A 26,551-nucleotide genomic window follows, 5' to 3' on the forward strand; every position below is an offset into this window, starting at 1 on the left:
CTCGAAACCGTCTCGCAACACCGCCGTCATTCCCTGCCCGGCGACGGCCCGCGAAGCCCCGGATGCGTTTCCAGTTCGCGAACGCGTCGCATCTGTGCGCGGAGATCCGGCGGGCTTCCCGGAACGTCGAGGGCTGGAAAGTCGTCGCCGTCCTCGGTTTCCTCGAGTTCGTCGAGCGATTTCGGAAACGTCCGGAGGTCCTTGTGAATCGCCAGCCCGGCGTAGGCACCGTCGCCGATGGCGATCGTCGTCTGGTTCTGGCCGTGGGTGACGTCGCCGACGGCGTAGACGCCGTCGACGCTGGTCTCTCGGTCTTCGTCGACCTCGAGCGCCCCGTCGTCACCCAGTTCGCAGCCGAGGGCCGCAGCGAGGTCGGCGTTGTACGCGGAGCCGTACATCGCGAACCCGCCGAGGTAGTCTCGCTCGGTCCCGTCAGCGAAGGCGAAGCCGCCGAGCCACGGCGGTTCGTCCGCGTCGATACTCTCGTCGTCGTAGGCGGAGACGACGGCCGTGTCGATCCGGTCGACCGGGTGGGCGTCGAGTTGGGCGTCGGTGTCCTCGTCCCACTCCGGCTCGCGGTCGTTCAGGAGGAGGTCGACATCGGCGGTGAAGTTGCACATCGTCATCGCGACGTGGGCCGCGCTTTCGGTGTGGCCGAGCACGAAGACCGGGCCGTCGCCCAGCGTGTAGGCGTCGCAGTGCAGACAGTAGTGGAGCCCGCGGCCGGTGAACCGCTCGAGCTCCGACACTTCGGGGCTTCGATCCCGAAACCCGGTCGCGAAGACGACCCTGTCGGCGTCGATCGTTGCGTGGGTCGACTCGAGTCGAAATCGGGGGTCGGAATCAGCGTCCGTCGTCCTCTCGTCCCCGCCATCGTCCAGTCGCGACACCGATTCCACGGCGTCCGGGTAGAAGTCGCCCCCGTAGTGCTCGAGTTGTGCGACGGCGTGAGCCGCCAACTCCTGCCCGGAGACGTCCTCGGAGACGCCCGGCATGTTGTGGACGTGACTGACCATCGCGTGCCGACCGCCTTCCTTCTCGAAGAGAACAGTGCGGTGGCCGAGTCGGGTCGTGTACAGCGCCGTCGTCAGGCCGGCGGGGCCGCCACCGACGACGGCGACCTCGTACTCCAGTGGATCGGTCATGCGACTCCCCGTCCGACGCCCAGCGGGTTGAGGCTGAGCCGTGAATATGCGGCCGGATCGCGACCGGAATCCGTTCGTCGACTCGCATCAGGGTCGAAGAGAGTCCCGCGAGTTTCGAAAGGGGTTGAAACGGACGCACGGTGGAGGGTCGTCTATGAGCCAGGTTCACGATGCGGACGTCGACCTCGAACTCCCGACCGACGAAACCGACGACGCCGACCTCGAGCACGGATCGATCTTCTTCGTCGGAACCGCGACGGTGATCCTCGAGTACGCCGGCTTCACGATCCTGACGGATCCGAACTTCCTCCACAGCGGCGATCACGTCCACCTCGGCTACGGGATCACCTCTCGGCGGCGGACCGATCCCGCCCTCGAAATCGAGGAGTTGCCGTCGATCGATTTCGTCCTGCTGTCACACTACCACGGCGACCACTTCGACCGCGTCGTCGAGGCGAAACTCGACAAGGGGCTCCCGATCGTGACGACCCCGCACGCGGCCGAGAAGCTCGCCGAAAAGGGGTTTCACGAGACCTACCCGCTCGAGACCTGGGAGGAATGCCGGCTTCAGAAGGGGACCGCCCGCCTCACGATTACGGCGACGCCCGGCCGCCACGGCCCGCCCGTCGTCTCGAAGGGGCTGCCGCCGGTGATGGGGAGCATGCTCGAGTTCCGGTCCGACGAGATCGCCCCCGAGGAGCCGCCGCTCATCCGGCTCTACGTCTCGGGCGATACGCTCGTCTACGACGCGCTCGAGGAGATTCCCGAGCGCTACCCCGAGATCGACCTCGCGCTGTTGCACCTGGGCGGGACGCGGATCCTGGGCGTGCTCCTGACGATGGACGCGAAACAGGGGGTCGAGGCCGTCGACCTGATCGACGCCGAGACCTCGATTCCGATCCACTACAACGACTACGAGGTGTTCCGGTCGCCGCTGTCGAACTTCAAAGCGGCAGTCGAGAAGGCGGGACTCGAGGATCGCGTGGCATACCTCGAGCACGGCGAGAGCTACGAGTTCGAACCGTCGTCAAATCGGGGGTGAGTCGCCGGCGAGCGGCCAATGCGGCGGCCCGCCGTGTCGCTTCGGTTTGAGCAACCGGTGTGCGGTGGCGCGCGCTGAACCGCAGTGAGCGACCAGCGAACTGCGGTTCGATCTGTGCGAGGGATGAGTGAGCGACTTTGGAGCGAACGAATCGGCTGGGGAGGATGTGGAAATCCCTGTTGCCACGATAGCAGGGACACTGTGTTCGTTTCAATCTCACCGACGACGAGCGTCCTGCTCATGCTGGCAACACGGAGTAGCCACGCCCTCCCCAGCCGATTGCGGTCCTCGCTCCCGCTGGTCGCTGCGGTCCTCATCCCTCGCGCAGTTTCGGTCCGCGTCTCACTGATCGTTCGACGCGACCCAGCGCGCGCCACCGCACGTCGGTTGACCAGTCTCGAGCCGATGTGGTACTCATTGTGGGCAAGCGCAGTGGTATCATCTCCCTCAAGCGCCGTGAGATTAGTTTTCGAGCCGTTCGCGAGCCGCGGCGACCACGAGCGGGAGCGTGATCGTCGCGTCGGCGTAGACCGAGACGTTCTCGGCGTCTTTCTCGAGTTTGCCCCACGAGCGGGCCTCGTCGAGGGTTGCGCCGGAGAGGCCGCCGGTCTGTTGGGGATCCATCGTCAACTGGACCGCGTAATCGTAGGCGTCGGGCGAGACGAGCATCGTCTGGAGGGTGAAGTTCTTGGGGACGCCGCCGCCGACGACGAACGCGCCGGCCTCCTCGGCGTGGTAGGCGATATCGGTCAGCGGCGTCATGTCCGCCAGCGCGTCCAGCGAGAACTCCGAGGTCTGGGAGTACATCCACGCCTGCAGGCCGAGCACGGAGTCCTGGACGGCGGGGCAGTAGATCGGCACGTCGTTCTCGTACGCCGCGGCGGCGATACCCGCGTCCTCGTCGACGTCGTCGCGTTCGTTCACCTCGGCGTTCGCCCGCCCGAGCTCCTCGGTGAGTCGCTGGATCGGGACGACACCCTCCTCCTCGAGGACCGGAAAGACCTCGTCGCGCAGGTGCGATTCGAAGGTCGCGAAGAACTCCTGTGGGAGGTAGACGTTGTAGATGCGGTCGACGCCCTCGTCGCGCAGCGTCTCGTCGTGTTCGCGCTCGGTCTTCCCCTCGGCGTGGACCGCGCCGTGGTGGTGTTTCCCGCCGATGGCCTCGATGGAATCGTGGGTGAGGTTCGCGCCGGTCGTGACGAGAACGTCGATATAGCCGTCCCGGATCAGCTCGGCGACGATGGCTCGCATCCCCGTGGGGACCATCGCGCCCGCGAGGCCGAAGAAGACGGTCACGTCGTCGTCGAACATCGCTTCGGTGACGTCGACGGCCTCGTGGAGGTCCGCCGCACCGACGCCGGCGTTGCCGTACTCGTCGGCGAGTTCCCCGACCGTCATTCCGGCCCGGACCTCGGCGTGGCCGATCGGGTCGTGCGAGAAGGTCTTTCGGTCGGGCTCGTGATGGCCGTCCGCCTCGCCGTCGGCGTCGTCGCTCCCGTGGTCGTGCTCGTCGCTCATGTCCACGTGTCCGCGAGCCAGCGGTTTCAACGTCGCGATTCCGTCGATCCGTCGCCGCGAGGTATCCGAAACCCTCTCTCGGGAGCCGTCGAACCACTATCCATCAAGCACCCGTCACAGCTCGTCTGCTCACGAGGGGGCACTCACCCACTGCCGTCGCGGCGAATCACGACAGTAGCGAACGGAGCGCCGCCGCGATCAGCACTACGAGCAGCCCGATTGCTGTCAGCCGCAGGACGATCGCCGTCTGTTCTTCGGCAACAGTTCTGCGACGCCCGACAGGCCCGCCGCGGCTCCGAGAACCAGCAGCGAGACTGAGCCGCTGGTATGGAGGAGTTCGAAGTACGCGTACAGAGCGGCGAACGCGAGCGACCCACCGAGGGACACCCGCGCAGCGCGCCAGCCGCTCGGTTCGGAGGCGAGCGCCATAATATGAATGTCCACAGGCCCTGATACTGTCCGCTCCAAGTAAAAAGTGCGGTCCCTTCCTTCCGTACCGACGGCCGCACGCGACCGGCGAACCGCGTGTCGGCTTCGAACGGGAGGGAAACGATCGGCCGAACCGCTCGCGAACGGCCGTCAGAGCCCCGTCGGCACGTCGAGGAAGGTCGTCTCGAGGTCCCACCCCTCGACCAGGTCCTGCAGCGAGCGCACGCCGAACGTCTCCGTCGCGTAGTGACCCGCGAGGAAGACGTGGATTCCCGCCTCCTGCGCTTCGTGGTAGGTCTTCCCTTTCCCCTCGCCGGTCACCAGCGCGTCCGCGCCCGCGTCGACGGCCTCGTCGAGCCAGTCGACCCCGCTGCCGGTAACGACCGCGACGTCTTCGATCTCGTCCGGCCCGAACGCGAGGTGCTGGACCGGCTGGCCACCGGTATCCAGATTCGTCTCGAGGCGCTCGCGGAGCTCGTCGGGTGCGTAGGGATCGGCGGCCGTCCCGCGCTGGCCGATGTGCTCGGGGCCGAGTTCGCCAAACGGGGCGCGGTCCTCGAGTCCGAGCAGGTCGGCGACGCCGGCGGCGTTGCCCAGTTCCTGCTGGCCGTCGAGCGGGAGATGGGAGACGTACAGCGCGAGGTCGTTCGTGAGCAGCGGAGCGATTCGGTCGTAGGTGCGGCCGGTCACGCGGTCGAAGCCGCCCCACGAGAGCCCGTGGTGGACGACCAGCAGGTCCGCGTTGGCCTCGACGGCGCGGTCAATCGTCTCGCGGACGCCGTCGACGGCGAACGCGACGCGCTCGATATCGGCCTCGTCCGGGCCGACCTGCAGCCCGTTCGCGCTGGCGTCGATGTCAGCGTAATCTTCGGTTCGAAGCTCTTCGTCGAGTCGATCGACGACGCTCGAGAGTTGCATGCTCCGCCGTTCGGCGGCGGGCTCCTTGTATCCGGTTGATTCCCACTGGAATCGGGATGGGGCGAGCGACCGTCGCGTGCGGAAAACGTGGAGACGGGCGCGCTACATGAGGTAGAACAGCGGGAAGAGAATCACCCAGACGATGTCGACGAAGTGCCAGTAGAGCCCGAAGTACTCGACCGGGCGGTCGTCCGTGAGGTAGGCGTCGACGGTCACGATCCGGTAGATCATGAACGCCGCGATGAGCAGCCCGAGGATGACGTGGAACGCGTGGAGGCCGGTCGTCACGAAGTACAGCGAGTACTGGAGTTCGGTAAACCAGTAGATGTCGTGAGCGAACTCCTGGCCCCACTCGTAGCCCTTGATGCCGAGGAACGTGAGTCCGAGTAGCAGCGTGACCCCCATCGACGCCAGCAGCCCGCGCTTGTTCCCGCGTTCGGCCATCACCAGCGCGAGGATGACCGTGAAACTCGAGGTGATCAGGACGTAGGTGTTGATCAGGCCGATCGTCGCCGACGGCGGCACGGTCTCGAAGTTGCCCCAGCCGGCGTGGAGCCGCATGAACACGTACGCCCCGATGACGGCACCGAAGACGACGACGTCCGAGGCGAGGAAGAACCAGACGCCGGTCTTCGTCGTGCCGACCCCCCCGAACGGCCAGCGCTCGGCGATAGCCATCTCGGGTGCGTTGAATTCCTCGCGCCCGTACTGGAACAGCGCGGTCCCCAGAATGCCGACACCGATGAGCGAGAGCACGGGATAGAGAACGTTCTCTGATCCGGTAACCGTCCCGGGGAGGTCAGCGCCACGTGCGGTCGCGAAGTCGGCGACGTAGGGCGTCAGTCCCGACAGTCCGAGGAACATGACGAACATGCCGATTCCGATCCCGAACGGCCAGATGCTCGCGTGATCCTCGTGGTCGGCCTCGAGCGACTCGGCTTCCCCGGTTTGCTCGTGGGCGACCGCACCGCCGTCGGCCGCCGTCGCGTCGTCGACGAACTCGAGGCGACCGCTCGCGTAGCTGGGTCGGTTCGGCCAGTTCTCGAGCGGCGGCGGCGACGTGGTCGCCCACTCGGCGGTCCGCGTGTATGTCCACGGGTTATCGGGCGCATCGGGCCCCAAAACGAAACTCTTCGCGAGTGTGATGAACACGAGCAGAACCCCCATCCCGATAACGAAGGCCCCGACAGTCGCCAGCTGGTGGTAGAGCTCGGTCCCCTCGGGGTAGTGGAAGACGCGACGAGGCGTCTCCCACGCGAGGAACATCGGGAAGTACAGCAGGTTGAATCCGACGAAGTAGACGGCGAAGCTGAGCTTCCCGAGCCGTTCGTCGTACATCTTGCCGGAGATCTTCGGCCACCAGTAGTAGAGGCCGCCGATCAGCGCGGTGACACCGGAGACCATCACGTAGTGGAAGTGAGCGACGACCCAGTAGGTGCCCCGGAACTCGTAGTCGAGAACCACTGCACCGAGGAAGACGCCCGTAATGCCGCCGATGATAAACAGGACGAGCGCGCCCAGCGAGAACAGAAACGGTGTCGTGAATCGAACGCGACCCTTGACCATCGTGTAGATCAACGCGAAGACCATCAGGTCGAAGGGGAGCGAAATCCCGATCGTCGTCGCCATGAACAGCGTTTTGATCGGGAGGTTGATCGTCGTCAGAAACATGTGGTGCATCCAGACCAGGAAGGACTGCACCGCGACGAGCACCATGGCGATGATGACCCACTTCCGGCCGACGATTCGGCGGCCAGTGAACGTCTGGAACGTCTCGAACATGATCCCCAGTGCGGGGAAGAAGACGATGTACACCTCCGGATGGCCGAAGAACCAGAAGAGATGCCCCCACAGCAGGCTCGAGCCCTGCTCCGTCGAAGAGAAGTACTGCGTGAGCAGGAGGCGGTCGGTCAACATGAGGATCAGTGCGGCCAGCAGCGCCGCGAACGCGAATAGCATCATCCAGACGGTCAGGAGGATCCCCCACGAGACCAGCGGCATGTTCCACAGGCCGAGGCCCTCGGCGCGACAGCAGTGAATCGTCGTCAGGAAATTCACCGTACTGAGGGTGGTCGACAGGACGAACAGGGTCAACGCGAGGATCGTCGTATTGCCGCCCATCGTCAGCGTGTAGCCGGGGTTGTAGATCGGCACGTTCAGCGGCGCGTACATGTACCAGCCGTTGGCCCACGTCGCCCCCTGGAAGAACGAGACGATGACGAGAAGGCCCGAGAAAAGGTAGAACCAGTAACTCAGCGCGTTCAGGCGCGGAAATGCCATATCCTGTGCTCCGAGCTGGAGCGGAACGATATAGTTCCCGAAGCCGAATCCGAGCGGTGAAATAAACCAGAACACCATCAACAGCCCGTGGATTGAAACCGACTGATTGTACTCGTTGTTGGTGAGGAGTCCGGTGCCGCCGAACTCCCAGAGGTGAGCGCGGAATAACAATGCGAGGACGCCGCCGGCGATGAGGAAGAACAGCGCCGTCGCGATGTATAGAATTCCGACGTCTTTGTGATTCGTCGTCACCAGCCACCGCTTGATACTCGTCTGCGGCGGGAGTTCGCTCATGGAGCACCACCTCCTGAGCAGTGCCTCGAGTAGAGATCATCTCTGAACGTGGTGGGGCCGGTTTCGCCCGCGAACCCACGGTCGAAACGGCTCTCCGAACGCACAACGAGATACATAGTCACCACATCCTCTGCACGATTTATCGTATCAAGGTATCCGGCGCAGTTGCAGGCAGTACTTACCCTCTCACACTTCCGTTGGAATCGTGTTCTCCGGTTACAGCCCTCTAGGGGCACTCAGACGACCGAATCTCATCAGAACCGCTCTGACAGTCGATCTCGAACGGGAAACCGAGCCGGGATCAGTGGCTGCTATCGCACTCGCTTACCCGCGAATCGTCACTGCAGGATTGCCGTGGCGGAACCGAACGGGCTATCGCTCGCTCGAGTCCCGATCCAGTCCGGGATAGTCGGCGATGATTCCGTCGACGCCGGCCGCCGCGAGCTGCTCGAACTGGAGCCAGTTCGTCGCCGTCCAGGCGTTGACCGCTCGACCCTCCGCGTGGGCCGCCTCGAGCACGTCGATCTCGGGTTCCCCCGTCGAAAAACCGGCGTAGACCGTCTCGGCCAGCTCCGTTCCGGCGATCGCGTTCCGCGGCGGATGGATCGCCTCGCAGTCGTAGCGGCGCGCGATCTCGAGCCCGGCCTCGAGGTCGTCCCACACCAGCGGCGCAGCGGCGTCGTCGGCGACCTCGCGGAGCGCCGCGATCGCCCCCTCGCAAAAGGACGAGAAGAGCAGTTCGCCGCCGAACCCCTCGCAGTCGGCGACGACGCGCTCGACGAACGGTCGCCACACCTCTCGGCGCTCGGCGCGTTCGTTCCCCGAAAGCAACTCACCGACGCGCAGGTCCGATCGGCCGGGATTCTTCAGTTCGACGTTGAGGCCCACTGTCTCGGGGACGGCCTCGAGCACGTCCGCGAGCGTCGGGATCGTCGCGTCGGTACCCAGCACCCGCGCCGTTCGAAGCTCCGCGAGCGGCGTCTCCCGGACGAGCCCCGCCGCGTCGGTCAGTGGCCGGCCGTCGCGGACCCCCTCGAGGCGCTCGTCGTGGACGACGACCGGGGTTCCGCAGGCGGCCGGTTGGACGTCGATCTCGAGCATCGCGGTCTCGTCGCGGTCGGCAGCTCGAGTCGCCGCCTCGATCGTGTTTTCGGGTGCGATGCCGGCGTAGCCGCGGTGGGCGATGACGGCTGGGCGTGCCATACCGGATCGACGGGAAGCCGGGTAATGGAAGCTGTGGCGTCGGCGCTCGCATCCTAGACGTGGCGATACCCGGCCCGTCTTTAATCCGTATCCCCGCGGAAGGGGTCACCATGACCGAGACCACGCTCGCGGACGTCGAACGCGCGCTCGACCGCGCCGCCGACCTCGAGACCGAGGAGGCCGTCGCCGTCCTGCGAACGGCCCGGCAGGACCTGCAGGATCTGGGGAACAACGCCGACGTCGACGAGGAACGGCGACGGGCGCTCGAGGATCGACTCGAACAGCGGATCCGCGAGGTGACCGAGCGCGACGCCTACGATAGCGGGCTGGGCGCGGCGATGAACCCGTCCGAGGACGATGCACCGTAGTGGTCTCACCTATAGTACCAACTGAAAGTCAATAAGTCAATGTGCACCCGATCGCACGACGGGAGCACGGTTCGGGACGAGAACCGCGGCCTGTGCGATCGGTGTGAGAATCGCTTCAGGTGATACTATACCGGCGATTGACCGCGTAGCTGAAACCGAGATACAGTGCGACCATCGACAGAAATCGGGATCCCCCGGCCAGTGTCGAAGACGGGTCGAAAAACAGCTCCCAGACGGCGGTAACCAGCAGCGAAAACGCCAGACTGAGTATCACTGCCGAAACGACGACGAGCACCCACAGCCGCGTGGACTCGTAGTCGGTTGCGACGCTCCAGACCTCGCGGAGCGAGTGACGTACGGATGACATAGCCGACGATTCGCATCGTCGAGGCAAAACAGTTCGGACTGGTGACGGTCACAGATGGCCGCGTCATCCCCAGGTTTCCGGTCCGACACAGACACAGTGTTCCGCTCACAGCCGACGGCATCGCACAGCATCGCTGGCGGTGGTCACCGTTATCATACCACTGCGAGCGGAGATCACCGCTCGAGCGCATCAGAGAACCCGGCGAGATCGGCCGATCTCCGGCCCTTTTATTCGGGTGCTCCCCCGAGAGGTGCGTATGCGAATTGCACTACTCGGCGGCACCGGCGACATCGGCGAGGGACTCGCCCTGCGGTTGGCGCGCGATACGGGCCACGAGATTCTCATCGGCTCGAGGGATCCGGAAAAGGCCCGCGACGCGGTCGCGGAATACGAAGACGAACTCGCGGACCGCACCGACGACGTCGACATCAAGGGCTTCGGGAACGAGATGGCGGCCGATCGGGCCGATGTCGTGGTTCTCAGCGTCCCGCCGTACTACGTCGGCGACACCGTCGAAGCGGTCGCCGATAGCCTCGACGCGGACACCGTGCTGGTCACCCCCGCCGTCGGGATGCAGGGCGACGAGGACGGCCTGCACTACCACCCGCCGGACGCCGGCAGCGTCACCGAACTCGTCGCGCAGCGGGCCCCCGACGAAGTGCCGGTCGTCGGTGCCTTTCACAACCTCGCGGCCGACGCGCTGTCGACCCTCGAGAACGACCTCGACCTCGATACGCTCGTCGTCGCGGACGACGATGACGCGAAAGAGACCGTCCTGACGATTGCCAACGAGCTCGAAGGGCTGCGCGCGCTCGAGGCCGGGCCGCTGGCCAACGCGGCCGAAGTCGAGAGCGTCACGCCACTGGTCATCAACATCGCGAAGTACAACGAGGACATGCACGACGTCGGCGTGAAGTGGACGTAAACGGCGTGGGCTGAACCGAGACGAGCCAGAGCGACTGACGTCGTCCCGATTCGACGCACTCGAGAACTCCCGCTCCTCGAGCGGGCGCGCCGTACGGAAACGGCCGACGCTGCCGCTCGTCGCTCGCGAAAACCGAAGAAAATCGTAGGTGTTCGTCGTCTACGCGCCGGCCGACTCGAGGGCGTCCTCGATGTCGTTGCGCTGGGTGACGCCGACGAAGCGCTCGACGATGCCGTCGTCGTTCTCGATGACGAGCGTCGGCAGCGATCGAACCTGGTACTCGTTGGCGACGTCCTGTTGTTCGTCGACGTTTACTTTCTCGACTTCGAATCGGCCCTCCCAGTCGTCCTCGAGCTCCTCGAGGATTGGGTCCTGGGTCTTGCAGGGGCCACACCAGTCTGCGTAGAAGTCCTTGAGTGTGACAGTCATGCGGTCAACGCTAGTTGCCACGCGCTGCGCATAAGGGTTTCCCACTGCCAACACATTGCCGTGATCGGCGACGAGCTCGGTCGAAAGGTTTAGTTTCAGGGGCCCATAGGGACGAGTATGGACAAAGGACAGAACACTGGCGGGCTGATGTCCAGTGCCGGACTCGTCCGGTACTTCGACTCCGAGGACTCGAACGCCATCCGTATCGACCCCAAGACGGTCATCGCGTTCGGCGTCATGCTGGGCGTGCTGGTCCAGTTGCTGACGTTCGTCTCGTAACGCGGCCATCCGCCACTTCTCGTTGCATCGCTCGAGTAGCGAGAGCAAGAGCGAAATTTCGATACACCGGCGAGGGCCCGTCGCGGGATCGGACATCGCGAACGAATTCATCTCGTCTCGAGGACCCGGTCGGCTCGAGTCGCGTCCGAGACGGAAAGTCGCCACCGGTTCGTCGCTACCGCTGGGAGTTGCGGAGGATCAGCGGTTCGATCGCGAGCGTTCGCTTGGCGACCGTCACGATTCTGAGGACGTAGGCCGCGAACAGCAGAAACGGCACGAGCGTCGCCGTGAACGCCGCGCCGATCGCCAACGTGATGTTCGCCACGCCGAGCGTTCGCCCGGGGAACGTGCCCGCGTCGACGACCGTGAGCATGACGCCGGCGATGACCAGCGCCGGAATCGCCGCGTAGAGGATCATCTGCGAGAGCGTGACGAGTTCCCACTCGAAGTACAACGTCTTGACGTGCTCTCGCGCCGGCCCGAACAGGCTGAGCGATGTCTTCAGATCCTCTAAATTGGACAGCTCTTCGTCGCTCAGGCTGTCTTCGAAATCGTTCGCGATCCGTTCGACCTGGAAAATCTTCCAGCCGTAGTTGAAGTTCAGTGCGGCGAACAGGACGCTGAAGTTCCCGAACGTTGCGTCCTCGAGTTGATCGATGACCACTTCGGCGTTACCCACGAGGCTGTCGGTGAACTCGTCGACCTCCGCGCGGAGCTGGTCGTCGTCGTTGTCGGCGACGCCGTCGCGAAGCGCCTTCGCTCGCAGTTCGGCCACGAAGACGAGTTGGCGGAGGAACTCCGACGGATCCGCCGGGCTGGGCGACCCGATCAGTTCCTCGGTGTACTCCCGGAAGTCCATCGAGTTCTCCATCCGATCGCGCTGTTCGCCGAGCGGACCGTTCTCTTGGGAGAGTACCAACTGACCGATGGTGACGACGAGCGTGGCGCCGGTGATGATCGCCCCGATCATCGTGGAGAACATCGTTTCGATGGTGTCGCCGGTCTGAAGCTGTGGATGCAGGGGAGACGGCGTGAGGGTGACGAACACGACGAACGCGACGAACACGCCGAGCGCCAGGACGACGGTCACCTGCAGCCGAGAGGCGGCGAGCAGGAGCCAAATCTTGAGCCGACTTTCGCCGGCGCGTTCGCGCATCGTGTTGGCCGTGCCGATGTCCGAGTCGCCGTCCGTCTCGGTATCGGTGTCGTCAGCTATCTCACTATCGAGGTCGTCGGTGTCGTTCACAGCGATTCACCCGTCATCGGCACCGGTGCTCGTCTCGGCGGGGCGTTTGAATACCAGATACTTGGTCCCGCCGCCCGTGTAGTCGATCGTCTCGACGAGTTCCCAGCCGTCAGCGCCGTGCTCGTTCAGCGCCGCTTGCGGATCCTCTGCCTCCTTTTTCGTTTCGCTGCGAGACGGTCTGATCGTCCTGTACTCCCATCGACGCGCGTTGGATTGACTCATCTCTGATTTAGCTGATGTGGCCGAGGGCGGTAAGGATGCGGCAGACATGTCCCAACCGACCGGGTCCGACGCCGCAGTCGGTTCCGATGGCGCGACGTTTTTGACGCCCCCTTCCGTAGCCGCGGCCATGTCACTGACTGCGGGCGTCGTCGCGGTCCAGGGCGACGTTGAGGAACACGCGGCGGCCATCGAACGCGCCGCGGCGGCCCGCGACCGCGAGGTCACCGTCCGCGAGATCCGCGAGTCGGGGATCGTTCCCGACTGCGATCTGCTGGCGATGCCCGGCGGCGAGTCGACGACCATCTCTCGACTGCTCCACGGCGAGGGGATCGCCGCCGAGATCCGGGCGCACGTCGCCGCCGACAAACCGCTGCTCGCGACCTGTGCCGGCCTGATCGTCGCCTCGAGCGACGCCGGGGACGACCGGATCGGAGAACTCGAGGTGATCGACGTCACGGTCGAACGCAACGCCTTCGGCCGGCAGAAGGACAGTTTCGAAGCGCCGCTCGCGGTTGCGGGACTCGACGAGCCGTATCCGGCCGTGTTCATTCGCGCGCCCGCTATCGATTCGGTCGGCGACGCCGACGTGCTCGCGACGTGGGACGACCGCCCGGTCGCGGTCCGGGACGGCCCGGTCGTCGGCACTGCCTTCCATCCGGAACTGACCCCCGACAGCCGCATCCACGGGCTGGCCCTCTTCGAGAACGCCGACGCCGACGTCCCTGCAGCGAGCGAGCGCAGTAGTTAGAACCCGCGTGCGGTGAGCGTCCCCGCATCCAGTGAGCGCAACGTAGACCGAGTGGCGCAGAACAGCGAGTAGCACCTCGATCACCGCTCGCAGCCGGGACGAAGTGGGCGACTGTTTTATCTCGTCACATGGTGTGACTGGGGATACATGTCGAGCGAACACGACGCGCCCGATTACGAGATCACTGCCGGCGACGAGACGGTTCACAGCGCGTGGAACAACGGCCTCGAGCCGGTACAAACGATCGAGCCCGGCGACACCGTCCGCTTTACGTGCGAGGACTCGACGGGCGGACAGCTCGGTCCCGACTCGGCGATCGCCGACGTCGCCGCCCTCGACGTCGACCGGGTTCACTCGCTGACCGGCCCCGTCGCGGTCGAGGGCGCTCGACCGGGCGACGTCCTCGAGGTCGAACTGCTCGAAATCGACCATCACGGGTGGGGGTACACGCTGGTCCTCCCGGGTGAAGCGGAACTCGGGCTACTGGCCGACGAGTTTCCGGAGCCGGAGCTGTACGTCTGGGAGTTCGACGGTGACGTCGCTCGGTTCGTGAACGACATCGAGGTGCCGCTCGATCCGTTCCCCGGCGTGATCGGCGTCGCACCCGCCGAGGACGGTACTCACGAGACGTTCCCGCCGCGGTCGGTCGGCGGGAACGTGGACATCAAACAGCTCACGGCGGGATCAACGCTGTATCTGCCCGTCGCGGTCGACGGAGCCCTTTTCAGTATCGGTGACGGGCACGCCGCGCAGGGAGACGGCGAAGTCTGTGGAACCGGTATCGAGACGCCGATGACCGTCACCTGTCGGTTCGATCTCCGGTCGGACCTGTCGATCGACCGGCCCCAGTTCGAGACCACGGGGCCGTTCACCCCGACCGGCCGGGACGAGCCGATGTACGGGACGACGGGGATCGCGGACGACCTGCTGACGGCGACCAGAGCGGCCGTCCGGAACATGATTGACCACCTGCACGACGAGCGCGGCCTCGAGCGGAGCGAGGCCTACATCCTGTGTTCGGCGGCCGTCGATCTGAAGCTCAACGAGGTGGTCAACGCCCCGAACTGGGTCGTCTCCGCGTACCTTCCGGAGCGTCTCTTTCCGGCCGGAGAACGCCGATCGATATGACGTAGTGGTCGATATTCAGGGTGGAACCAGTGGTACGCATTTATTCATTGGCACCGTAGCAGTGCTATGCGCTGGTGTCGAATCACCGAAACGTCGAGCGATCGCCGCAAGGCGAATTCCGCGGACAGCGAGCGGACGGTAACGCGATGACGGACGTACCAGCGAGCGGCGTTCGCGACGACGAATCGTCAGAGCGGAGGACGAACGAGAACGAATCGCAAGAAACGCTTCCCGAGGACCTCGCGCGACGGCTCTTCGACGTCTGTCCGGTCGCCGCCCTCGTGATCGATTCGACTGGCAGTATCGCCTTCGCGAACGAACGCGCGGCGGAAACGCTTGGACTCCCGCGCGAGGAACTCATTGGCCGAGCGTACGGCCCGTCCGAGTGGAACATCTACTACGACGACGGGACGCCCGTCTCCGCGGACGACCACGCCGTCACGCGCGTCTTCGAGACCGGTGCGCCCGAGTTCGGGTTCGAACACTGGATCGAGCTCCCGGACGGCGCCGAGCGGTGGTTCTCGAGCAACGTCGCACCCCTCTTCGACGAGGACGGCAGCATCGAGTACGTCGTCGTTGCGTTCGAAGACGTGACATCGTTGAAGCGACGCGAGAAGCGGCTCACCAATGACCGCGTCAGACTGCTCGAGTTCCGCACGGACGAGTCGGCGGTTCCGCCCTCGCTTCGCGTCGAGGACGGCGAAACGCGGATCGAAATCGACTCCGTCGTCTCGCTGCCGGACGGAACCACCGTCCAGTACATGGGAACGTCGGATCTCGCTGCGAGCGACTTCGTCACCGCTATCGAAGAGGTCCCCCACTACCTCGACGTGCGGTTGCTCAGTTCGGTCGGCGGCCACAGTCGAGTCGAAGCGCACTCGGAATCGGAGACGGTCGCCCACGTGTTCTCGTTGCTCGGCGGCCGTCCCCGCGAAATTGTCGTCGCTCCCGACGAGGTCAGGTTCCGCGGCGAGCTCCCCGGCGACGTGGATCACCGGACGGCTGCGGACGAGATTCGACGGTTCCACGACCCGGTCGAACTGGTGTCCGAAGAACTCGTCTACTCTCCCTCGCTGCTGTACGACATCGTCACCGATGCGCTTACCGACCGGCAGTTGGCCACGCTCGATGCCGCGTACTTCAGCGGCTACTTCGACACGCCGCGGACGAGCACCGGTGACGAGCTGGCAGACCGGTTCGGCGTCACCCGTCAGACCTTCAATCAACACCTCCGCAAGGCGGAGCGGACCGTCTTCCAGCACCTCTTCGAGAAGTCCGGCGCGGACGGACGCTGACTAGTCAGTGCCGCCCCTTACGACGCCGTCTGCGATACTAGGTCGTAATGAACGACGAGACGGCCCACTCCGGTTCCGCTTCAGCCCAACCACACAGTGCAGACAGTTCGGGATACGATCCCATTACAGAAACGTTCCACAGCCGATTCGATGACGGCTCCGACACGATCGTCGCGATCGTCGAAGCCGTGGCATCCGTGACGAACTGTGAACTCTCCGCGATGTCACCGCTCTACGATACCGTCGATCCCGAGGCGCTCACCGACATCGTGACGTCCGGTCGAGACCGCCCCATCGACGTTTCCTTCTCCTACGAGGGGTGTTGGGTGACCGTCTCGAGCAACGGACACGTCGTCGTCGAACCACCGGAGAACTGAACGCGGCCGCGATCCGCAGTTCGGCCGAGCGCCGGATTCCTGCACCGTCTGGTTCCTCATCCAGTCACACCGTCTCGAGTTCGAGCGGCGGGTCTGACCGCCGCTCGCAGCCGCCAGAACCACTCACGCGACCGTATTCAGTGGTATTCATCCGCACGCCGGCCGTCACCGACGTCGCCGTCGGCTCCATAGCGGATCCGTGCATGCATTCGCGACCGGACCTGTTTTCTCTCTCCTCCCCAACGGTATGGGTATGCAGGCATCCATCGACGCGGTTCGCGTCGCGGGGACTCCCCAAGGGCCGGTCCCGGTGGTCGTCCTCGCCGTCGACGGTGAGGACGATGTCGTGCCGATCTTCATCGGCTTCAGCGAGGCGACGAGTATCGCCCGCGGGCTCGAGGCCGAGGATATCGGACGGCCGCTGACCCACGATCTGTTGTTGGACGTCATGGAGGAGTTGGGCAGTCGGATCGACCGCATCGTCGTCAACGAAATCGAGGAGCGCGAAGACGGGCAGGGCGGGACCTACATCGCCGACCTCCACCTCGAGACGGCCCGCGGCGAGACGGTGATCGACGCCCGACCGAGCGATTCGCTCGCGCTGGCGGCTCGGACGAACGCGCCGATCGAGATCACCGAAGGGGTCTTCGAGGACGGCCGAGACGACAGCGAGAAGTTCGACGAACTCGAAGACATCCGTAACGTGTCGGAGGAGATGTAGATGGACGAGACGCTCGAGGAGCTGTTCGCCGTGATCGAAGACCGGAAGGAAACGCTTCCCGAGGACTCCTACACCGCGTCGCTGTTCACCCACGAGAAGGGCGAGAACGAAGTGTTAGAGAAACTCGGCGAGGAGACGACCGAACTCGTGCTGGCCGCGAAGGACGACGACCGCGAGGAGATCGCCCACGAGGGTGCTGACATCATCTACCACCTGCTCGTCCTGCTCTCCATGAAGGACATGGAGCTGTCGGACCTCGAGGCGGAGCTCGAGGCGCGGCGCTAGGGACTGCGATCGGATGCCGTTCCGCCGCTCAGACTCACTGTCGCTTGCATTCGCCGCCGCTTGCATTCGCCGCGAGTATCTTGAATCGGCTGGGCAGTAGAGACACAGGCGATGGCACTACAACAACTCCAGAACGCGCATTCGGACGAGCAGATGCAGGAGTGTATCGACAACTGTCTCGAGGCCGCGCAGGTCTGTGAGTGGTGTGCGGACGCCTGTGCGGGCGAGGGTGAGGGAATGGCCCGCTGCATCCGGCTCTGCCGGGACGTGGCCGACATCGCGTCGCTGCACGCGCGGTTCATGGCCCGCAACTCGGACTACCATCAGGAGCTGGGCGAACTCTGTGCCGATCTCTGCGAGGAGTGCGCCGAGGAGTGCGAACAGCACGATCACGACCACTGTCAAGCCTGTGCTGAGGTGCTGCCGAAGTGTGCCGAAAGCTGTCGGGAGATGGCCTCGGCCTGAAATGACGCGCCGGGCGACTACGGATCGAACTGCGAATCAAGAACTCGACGGCATCCTTTTTCGAACGGATCAATTACTGACCGCGGCACCGACGGCACCGGCGACGGCGCTCTCGAGTGCCATCACGATCGAGATCGTGACGGCGAGCAGGAAGATACCGATCCCGGCAGCGCCGGAGACCGCCCCGCCGAGCGGCCCGAGCGCGAGACCCGAGAGACCGACGGCGACGGCGATGAGCAGGCCACCGATGATCCCGCCGAGCGAGCCCGCGAGCAGCCCGTGCCAGACGCCGCTTCCGAGGCTCCCGCCGGCCATGTAGCCGGCGACGAACCCGCCGACCAGCCCTGCAACGAGCTGGCCGACGCCCGGGACGACGAGGCCGACGATTCCGAAGACGGTCGCGACGAGGAATCCGACGAAGACGGCGCGCCAGTTTGTCATACGAGATCGAAGGACGGCAACGGGGATAAGTTCGCGGCGGACAACGAACGACCTTTTATGACCGCGCGTTCTACTTGTAGCCATGATTTTCGAAGACCTTCCGACAACGCCCACGTCGGAAGAGCTGATCGACAAGGCGTTTTCGCGGGCGGCGCGGGCCGGCAAGGCCAAGGGCGGCCTCGAGGCCCAGCAGTCGATGCTCCAGACGGCGGCCAACATCATCTCGGACAACCTCGAGAACGTCGTCACGGCATGGCCGGACTTCGAGTACGAGGACGACGTGCATCCCTTCTACTACGAGCTGGCCGACGCGATCGTCGACGTCGACAAGCTCCGACAGGCGCTGTCGGAAGTGATGTGGGCCAGCCGGAAGGCCCGCGAGATCCACGAGGAGTACCAGCCCCGACTCCGGAAGACCGACGTGGACACGGCGCGCAAGCACCGCAAGCAGGCCTTCGCCCGACTCGCCGATATCGTCGAGCAGGTCGACGACCACCTGCTGTACATCAACAAATCGCGTAACGACCTGCGCGACCTGCCGGAGATCAATCCCGACGAGCCGACGATCGTCGTCGCCGGCTACCCCAACGTCGGCAAGTCCTCGTTCGTCAACGACATCACGAACGCCCGCGGCGAGACCGCCTCCTACCCCTTCACGACGAAGGGGATCGGCGTCGGCCACTTCGAGCGCGACCACATCCGCTACCAGATCGTCGACACCCCCGGGCTGCTCGACCGGCCGCCACAGGATCGCAACGAGATCGAATCGCAGGCGGTCAGCGCCATCGAGCACCTCGCCGATTGCATGCTCGTCATGGTCGATCCCACCGGTGAGTGCGGCTATCCGATCGGCCCGCAACTCGAGCTTCGGGACTCGATCTCGGCCCAGTTCGAGGACATCCCCGTGTTCACGATCGCGAACAAGGAAGACCGGTTCGAGGAGGGAGACCTGACCGAGGCCGTCGCGGCCGACTTCACCATGAGCGTCGAGACCGGCGCGAACGTCGAGACGGTCGTCGACGCCACCGTCGAGGCGATCGGCTACGAGCCCGAGTTGCCGTTCGACGGATAACAGCTTTCACGCCCTCGATGCTGGCGAAATCGAAGAATTACCCATGATCGCGACTGGACTCGAGTCCCGGCAATGAAGGGGCCCGGTCTTCTCTGGTGGCTCCAGACCGCCGCAGGAATCTCGATGGCAGGACCGATGTTCGTCGTCGGCGTCGGATTCCTTCGGAGCGGCCAGCTCGTCGGTGGGATCGGATTTCTGGCGCTCGGCACGGGGACGCTCTACTTCCCGACGTATCTCGTCAACCGGATCGGCGGGCCGAGGACGTGGCTTCGGCGATGGATTGGTCGCACCGGTCGTGATGGTACTGCGACCGGTGCTGACGCCAATTCCGAGTCCGAGCCCGAGTCCGAATCCCGCCGCTCGAGGATCCTCGAGCGGCTTCGATGATAGCGGGCGACGAAACGTCGGTCTCGATGGCCGTAAGTTACGGATGGGAGGATGGTTCCCGGCGAATCACGAACAGCAGGCGAGCCGCGAATTCACAGCAGCTACCGCCTGAGAATTTCGACGTACCTGATTTCGACCGAGACGGACTGATCTGCGTGGCTATTGATTCGTTCGTGGAGGATATCGGCTAACTCGGGTGCTGACTCGCCCGGCGGACCGCCGATCGTCACGACCACCTGCTCCGGATTCCGGAACGGATAGTTGTCGTCCATCACCACCTGGTACTCGAGCAGTTCGTAGCTCTCGTATTGCTCCTGTGTAAGGACTGTCTCTACTTCGTCACGAGCGTCCTGCTCGAAGTTGCCCGCCTCGTAGGAGGCGTAGGTGATCCCGCCGAGGAACACCGCGAAGACGAGGACGATGACCATGAGACCGACGATCCGCCGGCGCAAGCGCTGTTCCGTCTCGCCGATCGAAAACAGATTCTCCGGACGATAGCCGGCGTACCACAGCGTCAACAGGCCGGCGAGGTTCACCGACAGCAAGTTGACGAGGACGAGCACCGTCGCGCCGATCGCGGCCGTCGGTTGTCCCCACGCGAGCGTGATCCCCGCGACGCCCGCGGGCGGAATCAACGCCGCCGCGATCATCACGCCGACGAGCGCGACGGAGGTTCCCGTCGCGATGCTGACGACCCCCGCGACGCCCGCGCCGAGCGCGATCGCGAGCGACAGTAAGTCGGGTGCGAGTCGTTCGGAGATCTCGCCGACGCTCGAGAGGACGAGATCGGGCGGGACGATGTTCATCGACCGAACCAGCACCGCGAAGACCGCCGCCGCGCCAATCGCGACCACGACGCCGAGGATCTGGTAGGTGATGCTCTCGATAAACAGCTCCTCGTCGTCGATCACCGTGCCGACGCTGGCCCCCAGCGCCGGCCCGATCAGCGGCGCGATCACCATCGAGCCGACGACGACCGCAGGCGAGTCCAGCAGCAGCCCCGCGGTCGCGACCACGGCGCTGATGACCGTCATCACCACGTAGACGGGGAAACTCGGCGTCAGGTCGTCGGCCTCCGCCTGCAACTCCTGGCGCGAAATGCGGTCCGATCCGACGTCGCCCTCCTCGTACTCCTCGCGCAGTGCCTGGAACCGTCGGGAGATGACCGTCTCCGCGTCGACGACGACCGTGTAGGCGTCCTCGTCGACGCCGGCCGCCTGAATCTCGTCGAGTACCGGTTCGACGGCCGCATCCGGTAACGGAAAGTAGACGACCGCCGTGTACGCCCGACTGCCGGTCTCGTCCGTCACGACGTAGTCGATCTCCCGCTCGTCGAGCGTCTCGAGGATCGTCTCTCGCTTCCCCGTCGGTACCGTCAACTGTACGAGCCGCACGTGTCCGTCTGAGACCGCGCGGGGTCATAACTCCGGGGCATTCCGTCCCACCGTGGAGGACGGTTCCGGCTCGAGCGCGGCGAGTCGTTTCGCTATTTTCTTGTAGTGACTTCTGGGAGTGTGCGTATGATACGACGTCTCGCCTCGGTAGCCGGCGCGGTAATACTGGTGTCCGCCGCTGGTTTCCTCGCCGTCGTCAGGCGCGACGTTCTCACCGATCCCGTCACCGCGACGGTCTTCGCCGGGCTCGTCCTCGCGTCGCTCCTGTGGATCACCGGCAGCCTCACCGATTCGGTCTCGCTCGGCCGGCGAGCCGTGTCGTGGAACGTCTTCGTCGGAGCGGCGAACGTCGTCCTGTCGGCCGCCGTCGTTCTCTTGACGGTCCGATCCGCCATCGACACCGGTGCCGAGAGCGCCTGGTTTATCACCGCGGCGATGCTCGCCGGCGGCGTCTCGCTGTCCTGGCTGGGTGTCCAGATCGTCTTCGACAGCCACCACGTCGACCTCGAGGAGGCACCCTCGAGCGGGCGGGTTCTCGCCGTCGCACTGCTCGTCGCCGGGGCGTTCGGCGTCGGATTGCTCGCGGGAAGAGTGGTGTAGCGGCCCGTCCGCACGTGGGCGAGTGTGATCGAGCGCTCGGCTCCCGTTCAGTGTATATAAAGGGACGAGACGCCTACACCGGTGTATGTTCGATACTCGCCCCAATCGAGGGGCCGAAATCGCCCTCGTCGGCCGCTCGAACGTGGGCAAATCGACGCTCATGCGCGAGCTCACCGGCCACAGCTTCGACACCGGCGGCAAACCCGGCGTCACCCGCTCGCCCAACCACTACGACTGGGCCCCCGAGGACTTCGTCATCACCGACCTCCCCGGCTTCGGCTTCATGAGCGGCGTCGACGAGGAGCACCGCGAGCAGATCAAGACCGAAATCGTCCACTACCTCGAGGAGTACGCCGACAACGTCCTCGTCGCGATCCTCGTCGTCGACGGCAAGAGCGTCATCGACATCATCGACCGCCACTCCGGTCCCGACGAAATCCCCTACGACGTCGAGATGTTCCACTTCCTGCGCGATCTCGACATCCCGACGATCGTCGCCGTCAACAAGATGGACAAGGTCGACGACGAGGACGAGCGACTCGACGCCCTCTGCGACCGCCTCGGCCTCTACCCGCCCTGGAAGCAGTGGCAGGACACCATTGTACCCATCAGCGCGAAGAAGGGGCAACTCGAGCCGCTGAACGAGGCCGTCCGGAGCCATCTGCACGAGCAGGAGCGAGACGATTTGTTCAAGTTCTTCTAACGAAATTTTGCTCTGCGGGCCGCAGAGCGGCCCTCGGCAAAATCTTCAAAAGAGCGCTATGCACTCTTTTGGACATCGCGGGATCTTCGATCACGCTCAGTTTCGATTAAAAGCACTCCTCCTTCCTCTCCGCTCGTGTTACTCGCTCCGAGTCAGTCGTCGGCCCGCTCGCTCCCTGGCTCACGGCTACGCCGTTCGCCTTCTCGCGGCGCTTCGCGCCGCGCTTTCGGTCGCTCGCGGTGAGTATCGGGTAAGCGCCTGCCCTCCCCCGCTGAGCGGAAACTTGCTTCCGCGATGCTCGGAAGAGCTTGCTCTTCCGTAGGATCGCGCGACTCTCGCAGTTGCTCGAGCCGCGCTCTTGGCCATCTTACGTCGTAATCGCGCTCAAACAACCCGGTTGTGGAACTCCTCGCCGGTCTCGAGGCGGTCGACGTTCTCGCGGACAATGTCACCCACATCTCGGAAATAGTCCCGCGTGTACGCGGCGCAGTGCGGTGAGACGATCACCTCGTCCAGCTCCCACAGCGGCGAGTCCTCGGGAAGCGGTTCCTCTTCGAAGACGTCCAGCGCCGCGCCCGCGAGGGAACTCGCCTCGAGCGCGTCGATCAGCGCCGGTTCGTCGACGACCGGCCCCCGAGCGACGTTCACGAAGTACGCATCGTCGCGCATCGCATCGAACGCCTCGGCGTCGAAGAGGTGGTGCGTCTCGTCGGTCAGCGGCACGGTAACGATCACGAACTCCGCCGCTTCGATCGCTTCGAACAATCGGTCGTTCGCGTAGATCTCGTCGAAGCCGGGGACGGGATCGCCGGAGCGACGGACGCCAGTGACACGAACGCCGAGCGCGCCCAGCGTTTCCGCGACGCCTCGGCCGAGCGTTCCGGTGCCGACGACGCAGGCCGTCGTTCCCGGGAGAGTAAAGGCCTCGTCCCACTCCGGTCGCTCCCAGCGCCGTTCCTGCTGGTTCGCAACGTGGTCGTGGAGCCGCCGGGCGAACATGAGCAGGTAGCCCGCGACCGTCTCGCCGACGGTTCGGTCGTGGATCCCCGTGCTGTTCGTCAGAATTACCTCGTTCGCCTCGAGTTCGTCGAACGGAAACCGATCGACCCCCGCCTGAATCGAGTGAATCCAGTCCAGTTCGAGGAAGGCGTCCCGATACTCGAGGGTGACGACCGCGTCGCAGGACGCGATCTCGTCGTCGCTGACTACTTCGATCTCAATCGGGAGATCAGCGAGATAAGTCGCGAGCTCTCCCGGCGGAAAGACGTCGTCGACTGACTCGTGGATGCCCAGACTGGCGACTGGCGACTCGAATTGGGTACGCATACGCACCGCTACGAACGAGGCGGGATTGAACCTTTGGTCGATTACGATTCGGAAGCCGACCGCATCGGAGGGTTTTCTGACCCGGAGAATTTCCTTTCATATTGATATACTTCCGTTCGTAGCGTCCTGCTATGCAACAACGAATTGACGCCGGTTCGAACGGCGAGCTCGGGATCGAAACGAGTCGCGTCACTCGACGGAGTACCCTGATCGGGGTCGGGGCGATGGCCGTTACCGGGTTGGCCGGGTGCTCGGCCAGAGCGAACGAAAGACTCGAGGACGTGACCGTCTTCAACGAGACCGACGAGCCGATCGACGGGACGATCGAAATCGTCGGGCCGGACGATGAGGTCGCTCTTTCGGACGCGTTCGACGTCGCATCACACGACGAGGAAGTCAACGGGGACTCGAACGCGTCGGCAGCGTACGAGCGGGTCTGGGGAACCATCGGCGACTACGACGTTTTCGTCCAACTAGCTGACGGGTTCGACATCGCCGGGAAAACGCGTGCGGACGAAACGGTGACGATCGAAGACACGGATAGCGCACTGCTCGCCGTCGTTCTCGGCTCGGACGACCGCGAAGACGAGATCGGTTTCGCCGTGGGAGAACGCTGGAGCGACTTCGAGCGGTAGTCATGGTACGGGTCACTGCCGGGACCATTCGTCGCGCCATCTCGGATTCTACAGGAATGCAGGGAGATACGTCTCCGGGTCGCTGAGAGGGTGGCTCAGTGAAAGCTATCATCACAAGGGGCTAAGCGGGGGTAACTCTCGTCATCGCCACCGATCGATGGTACCCCCGTCGGACGCAAAAGCCTCACGGACATCCGTTCGAATCCGAAAATCCGCTGGGTCACGAGCCCCGACGGGAATCCACGTTCGACTATCGCTACCACTCCTCGAGCCTGCGCAGTTCCTCGGCCACGTCCTCGATTTCGTCGGGCTCGAGCGCGCCACGTTCGGTCACGATCTCGGAAACGCAGTCGGCGGGCGTTACGTCGAATGTCGGGTTCAGCACGTCGATCCCGGCGTCGCCGTCGTACACCGCGGCCCGGTCGCCCGACTCGAGGTTCACGGCCTCGCGGGTCGAAACTTTGTCCGTCGCCGCGACGACGGACACTGGAATCCCCTCGCGGTCGGCGGCGATCGCCAGCGCTCGCGTCCCGGTCTTGTTCACGACGGAGCCGTCGGGAAGGACGGTGTCCGCGCCGACCACGACGCGGTCGACGTCCGCGTCGGCCAGCACGTGCGCCGCCGCCGCGTCGGTGTGGACCGTCACGGTGCTCGACGTCGTTTCGGCCAGTTCCGCCGCGACGGCGATCCCCTCGCGGGCCGGCCGCGATTCGGCGACGAAGACCCGCAACGGTTCGGCCGTTCGGAGCACCTCGAGCACTGTCCCCGACCGCGAGAGGGTCGCGACGCTGCCCTCGATCCGCTCGCTCGCGTTTTTCGCGGCGTCCTCGTCGGCCGTCAGCGCGCGATCGATGTTCGACAGCGCCGACTCGAGGACTGCGGGTGCACCCGTCTCCGCCTCCGTATCGCCATCTGCACCGGCCATCACCCGGTTTACTCGGTTCCGGAGGACGGCCATCGAGGGTCGCGCCTCGAGCAACCGGCTCGCGAGTTCGACGAGCTCGTCCCGCTCGCCGTCGGGATCCGCACCGAACGCATCCCGTTCGGCCACGAGAAGGCCCGCTCGATCGCGCAGCACCTCGAGCGCTCGTACGGACAGATATGCAGCGCCGTGTTCGTCGTCGGCCGCGATCGATCGAACGGTGGGAGCCACGCGCTCGTAGGCGGTCCACAGTTCGGGGACCGTCTCGCGGTCGTCCCCGACTTTCTCGAGCAGTTCGGTAGGGGCGACCCACTCGAGGTCGTCGTGTTCCTCGCTCAGATCGATCTCGCGAGCGTCGCAGTCGAACAGATAAGGGTGAACGACCCACTCGCGCTCGAGGTTCGAGTCCTCGAACTCGACCGGCCGACCGGAACGGACCAGCGAGACGGCGTCGGCCTCGAGGCCGGTTTCCTCGCGAATCTCGACGAGGACCTGCTCGTCCGGCCGTCCCTCCGCGAAGCCGGAGACGCCGCCCCACTGTCCCCTGTAGGTGCCGACCGAATCGCTCCGGCGCAACACGAGGACCTCGCTGCGGTTGCGGAGGAACGCGGTGACGACGCGGGTCGCGCTCGCCGCTTCGTCCTCGGATTCGTCGCGATCCCTCGCTGAGTCACTCATACTCGAGGCCACGACCGCTCGCGGGGAATCGCTTTCGGGATTGGCTGCCGTCTCCACGGCTATGCAACGTGCAGACCGAGTGAGTCCTCCGTCGGCGATCTGCCACCGACCTCGAGTGCGTGAACTATACCCGTCTCGGGTACCCTCGTGAGAGCATGACACAGCGCGTAACGGTATCGCTCGACGACGACTCGGCCGCGGCCCTCGAGACGTTGGTCGCCGAGACGGGCAACGGACAGAGCGAGGTCGTCCGCCGCGCACTCACCTTCTACGCGGCGAACTTCGAGGCGGCCAACGAACGGCCGAGCGAGAACCTCGAGCGGTACTACCGGATGCTCTCCTCGGGGGAGCACGTCCTGCTCGATATCGACTTCCTCCACGCCTTCCTCGAGCACTGCTACGCCGGCGGCGAACCCGATCCGGCGTTCGTCGAGGCGGCCGACCGGGTCTCCGACTACCACGCCCGCGAGTACGAGACCCGATTCGACGAGGTCGGCGACCTGCTCGAGTGGCTCTCCTTCTGTGGCTTCCTCGACGTCCGCGAGGAGGGCGAGGGGGTCTACCACCTCGTCTTTCCCTCGGAGGCCGTTCGCTGGTTCATGACCCGGTTCATCGAGCGCAGCACCGTCGAGTTGCCGACGGAGATCGAACTCGAGGGCGGCGTCTCGAAGGTGATCGTCACCGAACGGACGGCCGACTGACGCGAACA

General features: G+C 64.9%; 32 protein-coding genes. 17 read left to right on the forward strand and 15 right to left on the reverse strand.

Annotation, left to right across the window (positions count from 1 at the left end):
* Nucleotides 1–26 precede the first annotated feature (26 nt).
* Complete coding sequence (locus HYG81_RS27945; RefSeq protein ID WP_180842910.1) at nt 27–1,145, reverse strand: NAD(P)/FAD-dependent oxidoreductase; 1,119 nt, start codon at nt 1,143–1,145, stop codon at nt 27–29.
* Between the two features lie 154 nt (nt 1,146–1,299).
* Here HYG81_RS27945 and HYG81_RS27950 point away from each other — a divergent pair, with 154 nt between their 5' ends.
* Entirely contained in the window at nt 1,300–2,187 is an 888-nt protein-coding gene (locus HYG81_RS27950; RefSeq protein ID WP_180842911.1) for an MBL fold metallo-hydrolase, read from the forward strand.
* A 462-nt stretch (nt 2,188–2,649) separates the two neighbouring features.
* Here HYG81_RS27950 and HYG81_RS27955 read toward each other — a convergent pair whose 3' ends face one another.
* From HYG81_RS27955 to HYG81_RS27975, 5 genes are all read right to left on the reverse strand, one after another.
* Nucleotides 2,650–3,705 carry a deoxyhypusine synthase gene (locus tag HYG81_RS27955; RefSeq protein ID WP_180842912.1) on the reverse strand — a complete coding sequence of 352 codons (1,056 nt, stop codon included), beginning with the start codon at nt 3,703–3,705 and terminating at the stop codon, nt 2,650–2,652.
* A gap of 225 nt (nt 3,706–3,930) precedes the next feature.
* Nucleotides 3,931–4,149: a DUF8011 family protein gene (locus tag HYG81_RS27960; protein ID WP_226376056.1), complete on the reverse strand. Its 219-nt coding sequence runs from the start codon at nt 4,147–4,149 to the stop codon at nt 3,931–3,933.
* A gap of 135 nt (nt 4,150–4,284) precedes the next feature.
* Entirely contained in the window at nt 4,285–5,052 is a 768-nt protein-coding gene (locus HYG81_RS27965) for a Nif3-like dinuclear metal center hexameric protein (protein ID WP_180842913.1), read from the reverse strand.
* A gap of 102 nt (nt 5,053–5,154) precedes the next feature.
* Nucleotides 5,155–7,626, reverse strand: coding sequence for a cbb3-type cytochrome c oxidase subunit I (locus HYG81_RS27970; RefSeq protein WP_180842914.1), 2,472 nt, complete (start codon nt 7,624–7,626; stop codon nt 5,155–5,157).
* A gap of 372 nt (nt 7,627–7,998) precedes the next feature.
* Nucleotides 7,999–8,829: a glycerophosphodiester phosphodiesterase gene (locus HYG81_RS27975; protein WP_180842915.1), complete on the reverse strand. Its 831-nt coding sequence runs from the start codon at nt 8,827–8,829 to the stop codon at nt 7,999–8,001.
* A 110-nt stretch (nt 8,830–8,939) separates the two neighbouring features.
* Here HYG81_RS27975 and HYG81_RS27980 point away from each other — a divergent pair, with 110 nt between their 5' ends.
* On the forward strand, nt 8,940–9,197 hold the full coding sequence (locus HYG81_RS27980; RefSeq protein ID WP_180842916.1) for a hypothetical protein: 258 nt from the start codon (nt 8,940–8,942) through the stop codon (nt 9,195–9,197).
* Nucleotides 9,198–9,312: 115 nt separating this feature from the next.
* Here the strand turns inward: HYG81_RS27980 and HYG81_RS27985 are convergent, their stop codons facing one another.
* Nucleotides 9,313–9,564 carry a hypothetical protein gene (locus tag HYG81_RS27985; RefSeq protein ID WP_180842917.1) on the reverse strand — a complete coding sequence of 84 codons (252 nt, stop codon included), beginning with the start codon at nt 9,562–9,564 and terminating at the stop codon, nt 9,313–9,315.
* 256 nt (nt 9,565–9,820) lie between these two features.
* Between HYG81_RS27985 and npdG the strand changes: the two genes are divergently transcribed.
* The gene (npdG, locus tag HYG81_RS27990) at nt 9,821–10,489 is read left to right on the forward strand and encodes an NADPH-dependent F420 reductase (RefSeq protein WP_180842918.1); all 669 of its coding nucleotides are present in this window, start codon (nt 9,821–9,823) and stop codon (nt 10,487–10,489) included.
* A gap of 159 nt (nt 10,490–10,648) precedes the next feature.
* Here npdG and HYG81_RS27995 read toward each other — a convergent pair whose 3' ends face one another.
* Nucleotides 10,649–10,918 (reverse strand): thioredoxin family protein, encoded by a 270-nt coding sequence (locus HYG81_RS27995; RefSeq protein ID WP_180842919.1) that lies wholly within the window; start codon nt 10,916–10,918, stop codon nt 10,649–10,651.
* Nucleotides 10,919–11,035: 117 nt separating this feature from the next.
* On the opposite strand from HYG81_RS27995, the gene HYG81_RS28000 reads away from it, so the two are divergent.
* Nucleotides 11,036–11,197: a preprotein translocase subunit Sec61beta gene (locus HYG81_RS28000; RefSeq protein WP_097379553.1), complete on the forward strand. Its 162-nt coding sequence runs from the start codon at nt 11,036–11,038 to the stop codon at nt 11,195–11,197.
* A gap of 175 nt (nt 11,198–11,372) precedes the next feature.
* Here HYG81_RS28000 and HYG81_RS28005 read toward each other — a convergent pair whose 3' ends face one another.
* Both HYG81_RS28005 and sp36 read right to left on the reverse strand, forming a co-directional pair.
* Nucleotides 11,373–12,443 carry a DUF7972 family membrane protein gene (locus HYG81_RS28005; protein WP_425607542.1) on the reverse strand — a complete coding sequence of 357 codons (1,071 nt, stop codon included), beginning with the start codon at nt 12,441–12,443 and terminating at the stop codon, nt 11,373–11,375.
* A gap of 6 nt (nt 12,444–12,449) precedes the next feature.
* Complete coding sequence (gene sp36, locus HYG81_RS28010) at nt 12,450–12,665, reverse strand: Sp36 family protein (RefSeq protein WP_180842920.1); 216 nt, start codon at nt 12,663–12,665, stop codon at nt 12,450–12,452.
* 127 nt (nt 12,666–12,792) lie between these two features.
* On the opposite strand from sp36, the gene pdxT reads away from it, so the two are divergent.
* The 4 genes from pdxT to HYG81_RS28030 all read left to right on the forward strand — a co-directional run bounded on the left by pdxT (nt 12,793) and on the right by HYG81_RS28030 (nt 16,213).
* The gene (gene pdxT / locus HYG81_RS28015; RefSeq protein WP_180842921.1) at nt 12,793–13,413 is read left to right on the forward strand and encodes a pyridoxal 5'-phosphate synthase glutaminase subunit PdxT; all 621 of its coding nucleotides are present in this window, start codon (nt 12,793–12,795) and stop codon (nt 13,411–13,413) included.
* Nucleotides 13,414–13,560: 147 nt separating this feature from the next.
* Nucleotides 13,561–14,541, forward strand: a complete 981-nt coding sequence (locus HYG81_RS28020; protein ID WP_180842922.1) for an acetamidase/formamidase family protein — start codon at nt 13,561–13,563, stop codon at nt 14,539–14,541.
* 146 nt (nt 14,542–14,687) lie between these two features.
* Nucleotides 14,688–15,836, forward strand: a complete 1,149-nt coding sequence (locus HYG81_RS28025; protein WP_180842923.1) for a bacterio-opsin activator domain-containing protein — start codon at nt 14,688–14,690, stop codon at nt 15,834–15,836.
* Nucleotides 15,837–15,883: 47 nt separating this feature from the next.
* Complete coding sequence (locus tag HYG81_RS28030) at nt 15,884–16,213, forward strand: HalOD1 output domain-containing protein (protein ID WP_180839409.1); 330 nt, start codon at nt 15,884–15,886, stop codon at nt 16,211–16,213.
* A gap of 64 nt (nt 16,214–16,277) precedes the next feature.
* Here HYG81_RS28030 and HYG81_RS28035 read toward each other — a convergent pair whose 3' ends face one another.
* Nucleotides 16,278–16,418, reverse strand: a complete 141-nt coding sequence (locus HYG81_RS28035; protein ID WP_226777479.1) for a hypothetical protein — start codon at nt 16,416–16,418, stop codon at nt 16,278–16,280.
* 48 nt (nt 16,419–16,466) lie between these two features.
* Here HYG81_RS28035 and HYG81_RS28040 point away from each other — a divergent pair, with 48 nt between their 5' ends.
* From HYG81_RS28040 to HYG81_RS28050, 3 genes are all read left to right on the forward strand, one after another.
* The gene (locus HYG81_RS28040; protein WP_180839410.1) at nt 16,467–16,934 is read left to right on the forward strand and encodes a bifunctional nuclease family protein; all 468 of its coding nucleotides are present in this window, start codon (nt 16,467–16,469) and stop codon (nt 16,932–16,934) included.
* The gene (hisE, locus tag HYG81_RS28045) at nt 16,935–17,219 is read left to right on the forward strand and encodes a phosphoribosyl-ATP diphosphatase (RefSeq protein WP_180839411.1); all 285 of its coding nucleotides are present in this window, start codon (nt 16,935–16,937) and stop codon (nt 17,217–17,219) included.
* 111 nt (nt 17,220–17,330) lie between these two features.
* Entirely contained in the window at nt 17,331–17,684 is a 354-nt protein-coding gene (locus HYG81_RS28050) for a four-helix bundle copper-binding protein (RefSeq protein ID WP_180839412.1), read from the forward strand.
* Nucleotides 17,685–17,753: 69 nt separating this feature from the next.
* Here the strand turns inward: HYG81_RS28050 and HYG81_RS28055 are convergent, their stop codons facing one another.
* Nucleotides 17,754–18,125, reverse strand: a complete 372-nt coding sequence (locus HYG81_RS28055) for a DUF5518 domain-containing protein (protein ID WP_180839413.1) — start codon at nt 18,123–18,125, stop codon at nt 17,754–17,756.
* 82 nt (nt 18,126–18,207) lie between these two features.
* Between HYG81_RS28055 and HYG81_RS28060 the strand changes: the two genes are divergently transcribed.
* Together HYG81_RS28060 and HYG81_RS28065 are read left to right on the forward strand one after the other, a co-directional pair.
* The gene (locus HYG81_RS28060) at nt 18,208–19,197 is read left to right on the forward strand and encodes an NOG1 family protein (protein ID WP_180839414.1); all 990 of its coding nucleotides are present in this window, start codon (nt 18,208–18,210) and stop codon (nt 19,195–19,197) included.
* Nucleotides 19,198–19,269: 72 nt separating this feature from the next.
* Entirely contained in the window at nt 19,270–19,584 is a 315-nt protein-coding gene (locus tag HYG81_RS28065) for a hypothetical protein (RefSeq protein ID WP_180839415.1), read from the forward strand.
* A 101-nt stretch (nt 19,585–19,685) separates the two neighbouring features.
* On the opposite strand, the gene HYG81_RS28070 is transcribed toward HYG81_RS28065, so the two are convergent.
* Nucleotides 19,686–20,978, reverse strand: coding sequence for a TIGR00341 family protein (locus tag HYG81_RS28070; protein WP_180839416.1), 1,293 nt, complete (start codon nt 20,976–20,978; stop codon nt 19,686–19,688).
* Between the two features lie 126 nt (nt 20,979–21,104).
* Here HYG81_RS28070 and HYG81_RS28075 point away from each other — a divergent pair, with 126 nt between their 5' ends.
* Both HYG81_RS28075 and engB read left to right on the forward strand, forming a co-directional pair.
* Nucleotides 21,105–21,578, forward strand: a complete 474-nt coding sequence (locus HYG81_RS28075) for a DUF7994 family protein (protein WP_180839417.1) — start codon at nt 21,105–21,107, stop codon at nt 21,576–21,578.
* Nucleotides 21,579–21,663: 85 nt separating this feature from the next.
* Nucleotides 21,664–22,281, forward strand: coding sequence for a GTP-binding protein EngB (gene engB / locus HYG81_RS28080; RefSeq protein ID WP_180839418.1), 618 nt, complete (start codon nt 21,664–21,666; stop codon nt 22,279–22,281).
* A gap of 384 nt (nt 22,282–22,665) precedes the next feature.
* Here the strand turns inward: engB and ddh are convergent, their stop codons facing one another.
* On the reverse strand, nt 22,666–23,607 hold the full coding sequence (gene ddh, locus HYG81_RS28085) for a D-2-hydroxyacid dehydrogenase (protein WP_180839419.1): 942 nt from the start codon (nt 23,605–23,607) through the stop codon (nt 22,666–22,668).
* Between the two features lie 131 nt (nt 23,608–23,738).
* Here ddh and HYG81_RS28090 point away from each other — a divergent pair, with 131 nt between their 5' ends.
* Nucleotides 23,739–24,242 carry a hypothetical protein gene (locus HYG81_RS28090; RefSeq protein ID WP_180839420.1) on the forward strand — a complete coding sequence of 168 codons (504 nt, stop codon included), beginning with the start codon at nt 23,739–23,741 and terminating at the stop codon, nt 24,240–24,242.
* Between the two features lie 256 nt (nt 24,243–24,498).
* On the opposite strand, the gene HYG81_RS28095 is transcribed toward HYG81_RS28090, so the two are convergent.
* Nucleotides 24,499–25,842, reverse strand: coding sequence for an eIF2B alpha/beta/delta subunit family protein (locus HYG81_RS28095; protein ID WP_226375926.1), 1,344 nt, complete (start codon nt 25,840–25,842; stop codon nt 24,499–24,501).
* Between the two features lie 155 nt (nt 25,843–25,997).
* Here HYG81_RS28095 and HYG81_RS28100 point away from each other — a divergent pair, with 155 nt between their 5' ends.
* Complete coding sequence (locus HYG81_RS28100; protein WP_180839421.1) at nt 25,998–26,543, forward strand: ribbon-helix-helix protein, CopG family; 546 nt, start codon at nt 25,998–26,000, stop codon at nt 26,541–26,543.
* The last annotated feature ends 8 nt before the right edge of the window (nt 26,544–26,551 follow it).

Source organism: Natrinema zhouii (assembly GCF_013456555.2).
Classification (GTDB): domain Archaea; phylum Halobacteriota; class Halobacteria; order Halobacteriales; family Natrialbaceae; genus Natrinema; species Natrinema zhouii.

Bases quoted from the DNA above. Each gene is read 5' to 3' on its own strand.
- HYG81_RS27945 (WP_180842910.1), bottom strand. From the start codon at position 1,145: ATGACCGATCCACTGGAGTACGAGGTCGCCGTCGTCGGTGGCGGCCCC.
- HYG81_RS27950 (WP_180842911.1), top strand. From the start codon at position 1,300: ATGAGCCAGGTTCACGATGCGGACGTCGACCTCGAACTCCCGACCGAC.
- HYG81_RS27955 (WP_180842912.1), bottom strand. From the start codon at position 3,705: ATGAGCGACGAGCACGACCACGGGAGCGACGACGCCGACGGCGAGGCG.
- HYG81_RS27965 (WP_180842913.1), bottom strand. From the start codon at position 5,052: ATGCAACTCTCGAGCGTCGTCGATCGACTCGACGAAGAGCTTCGAACC.
- HYG81_RS27970 (WP_180842914.1), bottom strand. From the start codon at position 7,626: ATGAGCGAACTCCCGCCGCAGACGAGTATCAAGCGGTGGCTGGTGACG.
- HYG81_RS27975 (WP_180842915.1), bottom strand. From the start codon at position 8,829: ATGGCACGCCCAGCCGTCATCGCCCACCGCGGCTACGCCGGCATCGCA.
- HYG81_RS27980 (WP_180842916.1), top strand. From the start codon at position 8,940: ATGACCGAGACCACGCTCGCGGACGTCGAACGCGCGCTCGACCGCGCC.
- HYG81_RS27985 (WP_180842917.1), bottom strand. From the start codon at position 9,564: ATGTCATCCGTACGTCACTCGCTCCGCGAGGTCTGGAGCGTCGCAACC.
- npdG (WP_180842918.1), top strand. From the start codon at position 9,821: ATGCGAATTGCACTACTCGGCGGCACCGGCGACATCGGCGAGGGACTC.
- HYG81_RS27995 (WP_180842919.1), bottom strand. From the start codon at position 10,918: ATGACTGTCACACTCAAGGACTTCTACGCAGACTGGTGTGGCCCCTGC.
- HYG81_RS28000 (WP_097379553.1), top strand. From the start codon at position 11,036: ATGGACAAAGGACAGAACACTGGCGGGCTGATGTCCAGTGCCGGACTC.
- sp36 (WP_180842920.1), bottom strand. From the start codon at position 12,665: ATGAGTCAATCCAACGCGCGTCGATGGGAGTACAGGACGATCAGACCG.
- pdxT (WP_180842921.1), top strand. From the start codon at position 12,793: ATGTCACTGACTGCGGGCGTCGTCGCGGTCCAGGGCGACGTTGAGGAA.
- HYG81_RS28020 (WP_180842922.1), top strand. From the start codon at position 13,561: ATGTCGAGCGAACACGACGCGCCCGATTACGAGATCACTGCCGGCGAC.
- HYG81_RS28025 (WP_180842923.1), top strand. From the start codon at position 14,688: ATGACGGACGTACCAGCGAGCGGCGTTCGCGACGACGAATCGTCAGAG.
- HYG81_RS28030 (WP_180839409.1), top strand. From the start codon at position 15,884: ATGAACGACGAGACGGCCCACTCCGGTTCCGCTTCAGCCCAACCACAC.
- HYG81_RS28035 (WP_226777479.1), bottom strand. From the start codon at position 16,418: ATGCACGGATCCGCTATGGAGCCGACGGCGACGTCGGTGACGGCCGGC.
- HYG81_RS28040 (WP_180839410.1), top strand. From the start codon at position 16,467: ATGCAGGCATCCATCGACGCGGTTCGCGTCGCGGGGACTCCCCAAGGG.
- hisE (WP_180839411.1), top strand. From the start codon at position 16,935: ATGGACGAGACGCTCGAGGAGCTGTTCGCCGTGATCGAAGACCGGAAG.
- HYG81_RS28050 (WP_180839412.1), top strand. From the start codon at position 17,331: ATGGCACTACAACAACTCCAGAACGCGCATTCGGACGAGCAGATGCAG.
- HYG81_RS28055 (WP_180839413.1), bottom strand. From the start codon at position 18,125: ATGACAAACTGGCGCGCCGTCTTCGTCGGATTCCTCGTCGCGACCGTC.
- HYG81_RS28060 (WP_180839414.1), top strand. From the start codon at position 18,208: ATGATTTTCGAAGACCTTCCGACAACGCCCACGTCGGAAGAGCTGATC.
- HYG81_RS28065 (WP_180839415.1), top strand. From the start codon at position 19,270: ATGAAGGGGCCCGGTCTTCTCTGGTGGCTCCAGACCGCCGCAGGAATC.
- HYG81_RS28075 (WP_180839417.1), top strand. From the start codon at position 21,105: ATGATACGACGTCTCGCCTCGGTAGCCGGCGCGGTAATACTGGTGTCC.
- engB (WP_180839418.1), top strand. From the start codon at position 21,664: ATGTTCGATACTCGCCCCAATCGAGGGGCCGAAATCGCCCTCGTCGGC.
- ddh (WP_180839419.1), bottom strand. From the start codon at position 23,607: ATGCGTACCCAATTCGAGTCGCCAGTCGCCAGTCTGGGCATCCACGAG.
- HYG81_RS28090 (WP_180839420.1), top strand. From the start codon at position 23,739: ATGCAACAACGAATTGACGCCGGTTCGAACGGCGAGCTCGGGATCGAA.
- HYG81_RS28095 (WP_226375926.1), bottom strand. From the start codon at position 25,842: ATGAGTGACTCAGCGAGGGATCGCGACGAATCCGAGGACGAAGCGGCG.
- HYG81_RS28100 (WP_180839421.1), top strand. From the start codon at position 25,998: ATGACACAGCGCGTAACGGTATCGCTCGACGACGACTCGGCCGCGGCC.